General features: G+C 72.8%; 3 protein-coding genes. 1 reads left to right on the top strand and 2 read right to left on the bottom strand.

Going from position 1 to position 3,542, the window contains the following annotated elements; genetic code table 11:
* Window positions 1–150: 150 nt before the first annotated feature.
* Window positions 151–1,617: an SDR family NAD(P)-dependent oxidoreductase gene (locus tag ACWF94_RS36515; RefSeq protein ID WP_453498882.1), complete on the bottom strand. Its 1,467-nt coding sequence runs from the start codon at window positions 1,615–1,617 to the stop codon at window positions 151–153.
* A 218-nt stretch (window positions 1,618–1,835) separates the two neighbouring features.
* A complete protein-coding gene (locus ACWF94_RS36510; protein ID WP_453498880.1) occupies window positions 1,836–2,564 on the bottom strand; it encodes an IucA/IucC family C-terminal-domain containing protein in 729 nt (242 codons plus the stop codon).
* Between the two features lie 221 nt (window positions 2,565–2,785).
* Between ACWF94_RS36510 and ACWF94_RS36505 the strand changes: the two genes are divergently transcribed.
* A partial coding sequence (locus tag ACWF94_RS36505) for a DMT family transporter (protein ID WP_453498878.1) occupies window positions 2,786–3,542 on the top strand: 757 nt, incomplete at its 3' end.

Raw genomic sequence — 3,542 nt, 5'->3', positions numbered from 1 at the left:
GTCCGGATGGGACGGGGCGCGGCGATGGACACGGCGGCGGGCAGGGGCGAGCGCGGGGGTATGCGAGACGGGATCGGCCGTTCGGGTGAGCCGGGCCGTCAGCCGGATCACGGGCGGGGCCGTGGGCGGACCCGTGGCGGGGCCGTGCGGTTACCAGTTGGCGGGGGCGTAGTCCTTGAGGAAGCAGCCGAAGACGTCCTCGCCCGATTCGCCGCGCACGATGGGGTCGTAGACCCGGGCCGCGCCGTCGACCAGATCGAGCGGGGCGTGGAAGCCCTCGTCGGCCAGGCGCATCTTGTCGGGGTGCGGGCGCTCGTCCGTGATCCAGCCGGTGTCCACGGCGGTCATCAGGATGCCGTCGGCCTCGAACATCTCCTGGGCGCTGGTGCGGGTCAGCATGTTCAGCGCGGCCTTGGCCATATTGGTGTGCGGGTGGCCCGCGCCCTTGTAGCCCCGGCTGAAGACGCCCTCCATCGCGGACACGTTCACCACATAGGTCCGCCGGGCAGCGGCGGCGGCCATCGCCGGGCGGAGGCGGCTGATCAGGATGAACGGCGCGGTGGAGTTGCAGAGTTGGACCTCAAGCAGTTCCACCGGGTCGACCTCGGAGACCGTCTGGATCCAGCTGTTGGTGTGGTGCAGATCCGGGACGAGTCCCCCGGCGTCGATCGCGGTGCCCGCCTCGATCCGCGCGAGCGAGGCCGAGCCGGGTACCAGCGCGAGTCCGGTGACCTCCTGGGCGCTCAGCCCCTCCCGCCGGGCGGCGGGCAGCGCGGCGACCGAATCCACCGCACCGCTGCCGAAGGTGCCGATGACCCGGGCGGACGGCAGCTCGCCCGGGGGGAGCGGGGCCGCCTCGGCGGTGACCAGTTCGCTGTACGCCCGAGGGGAGCGGCGTACCGTCTGCGCCGCGTTGTTGATCAGGATGTCGAGCGGCCCCTCGGCGGCCACCGAGTCGGCCAGCGCGACGACCTGCGCCGGGTCCCTGAGGTCGATACCGACGACCGTCAGCCGGTGGATCCACTCGTCGCTGTCCGGCATCGCCTTGAATCGGCGGATCGCGTCGTTCGGGAAGCGGGTGGTGATCGTGGTGTGCGCGCCGTCGCGCAGCAGCCGCAGGGCGATATACATGCCGATCTTGGCCCGGCCGCCGGTGAGCAGGGCACGCCGGCCGGACAGATCCGTACGGGCGTCACGGCGGGCTCTGTTCTCGGCCGCGCACTTCTGGCAGAGCTGGTGGTAGAAGGCGTCGACCTCGACATACCGGGTCTTGCAGATATAGCAGGAGCGCGGGCGCCGGAGTATGCCCGCGATCTCGCCGCTGACGGAGGACGACGGCAGCAGCCCCTCCGTCTCGTCGTCGATCCGCTCGGCCGATCCGGTGGCGGTGGCCTCGGTGACCGCCTTGTCGTGCGCGGTCTTGGCCGCCCGCCGTTCCTGGCGCCGCCGTTGCTTGACCGTACGGTAGACACCGGCGGTGGCCCGGCGCACGGCGATCGCGTCCGGGTGGTCGACCTCCAGCTTGTCCAGCTCGTCGAGCACGCTCAGGCAGACGGCGAGCCGCTCCGGGTCGATGCCGGGGCCGAATGCCGCCGGACTGTCCTCTGTCACCGTCATGGCCGTTGCCGATCCTCGATCAATCGCTCGCGCTGGGGTTTCACGCTGGGGGTGGGGAGCCGGGGCTCAAAAGCGCAACTTTACTGAGCGACCGCGCCCCGGCAAAATGCGCCCTCACCACGCCCGAGCGCGCCTCGGCCCGGCCAGGTCCGCCCGGGTCCGTCCGGGTCCGCCCCGGTCCGGCAGCCCGGCCCGGCCCGGCTCCGACTGTCGCGCGCTCAGCGCGCGGGGCGGCCCGGCGGGTGGTCGAAGACACAGTCGCCGCAGAGCGCGCCGGCGGGTGCGCGGTAGTAGAGGCAGCAGCTCGTGCGGCGCATGCGCGGGCCACGGACGGTGCCGGAGAGATCGGGGTGGGTGAGGAGTTCGGCGGCGAGCGCGTCCGCGCGCCGGGCGACGGCCCCCCGGTCGGCTCCGCCCTGCCGGGCCCAGTCGTCGATCTGGCGTACGGCCCCGGCGAGCGCGGAGCCCGCGTTGCCCCACAGGAGCCGGTGGGAGATCCGGGTGTCCCGGTTCAGGGCGTCCGCGAGCGGGGCGAGGTGGGCGTACTGGACGGCCTCGCGGATGGTGGCCGCCGTGGCGGGCAGGGCGCGCGCGCTGGACCGGGCTTGCGCGGCGGGCGGGGCGCCCGGCGCGGACAGGCAGAGGTCGTCGGGGATGCTCCGGTCCGGGGCCCAGTGCAGCCGGTCGGGGTCCAGATCCGGGAGTTCCCCGTACAGGGCCGCGGCTCCGAGCGCGATCGACCACAGCCGGGCGGCGAGTCCGAGCTGGGCGATGGAGGCGGCGACGCGCCGTTCGGGGGTGGAGTGCCGGGCCGCGACGAGATCGACACGGAGCGTGAGCGGGGCGTAGTCGCCCGCGTAGATCCGGCCGAGCGGTGTCCCGCCGTCCGGTGTCCCGGTCCGCAGGGCGAAGAATCCGCCCATCGAGCACAGCTCTCGCAGGTCCACGCGTCCCGGCCCCCTCTGTCACCCGTGCCTCACCCGTTCGTGGCCACCAGTGGACAGCATCCCACCGTCGGCCTGCGGGTCGGTTCCGGGTCCACCGCCACTGACCTGCGCGACCGTCGCATGTTGGACTTTTGGCCTACGCTCGTACTCCGTCGGCAGTACGTCCAAATGCCTGCTCAAGGACGACGACGGGAGAGCCGAACCGGGAGATCGTGGTTTATATGAGTTCCCTCGTGCTGGCAGTGCTTCTGTCGCTGGTCTCCGCGGTCGCCTACGCGGCCGGGGCGATCATGCAGGAGCATGTCGCCTCAGCCACTCCCGCCCGGCCGTACGCCCCGCTGCATCACGGTGGGTGGTGGTGCGCCGTCGCGCTGAACGGCATCGGCGCGATCCTCCATGTGGTAGCCCTGGCGTACGGTCCGCTGAGTGTGGTCCAGCCGCTCGGCGCGCTGACGATCGTGTTCGCCCTGCCGATGGCCGCGCTGTTCGTACGGCGCAAGGCGGGCGCCACCGCGTGGCGCGGGGCGCTGCTGGCGACGGCGGGTCTCGCCGGGCTGCTGACGCTGGCCGGGGACGCGGGCTCGCGCTCGCTGAGCACCGGGCAGCGCGGCGTCCTCGCGGCGGCGACCCTGGGGGCCATCGCCCTGATCTTCCTGGTCGCGCAGACCATTCACCGGCCGGTGCTGCGCAGTGTGCTGCTGGCCGCGGCGGCGGGTGTGGCGTTCGGCATCGCCTCGGTGTTCACCAAGACCGTCGCGGTCGAGTGGCAGTGGTCCGCGCCGCTGGACCAGTGGCCGAGTCTGCTGGTGATCGCGTTGTTGGCGACCGGCGGTCTGCTGCTCTCCCAGGCGTCCTACCGGGGTGCGGGGCTGGCTGCCCCGCTGGCCACGGTCACGGTCGTCAATCCGGTGGTGGCGGCGGCCGCGGGCATCACGATGTTCGGCGAGACCTTCCGCTACGGAATCGTGGGCACGATCC

It is taken from the genome of Streptomyces sp. NPDC055078 (assembly GCF_053607985.1).
Note: the sequence above shows the minus strand (reverse complement) of the source record. Positions and strands in the feature narration are given on the sequence as shown.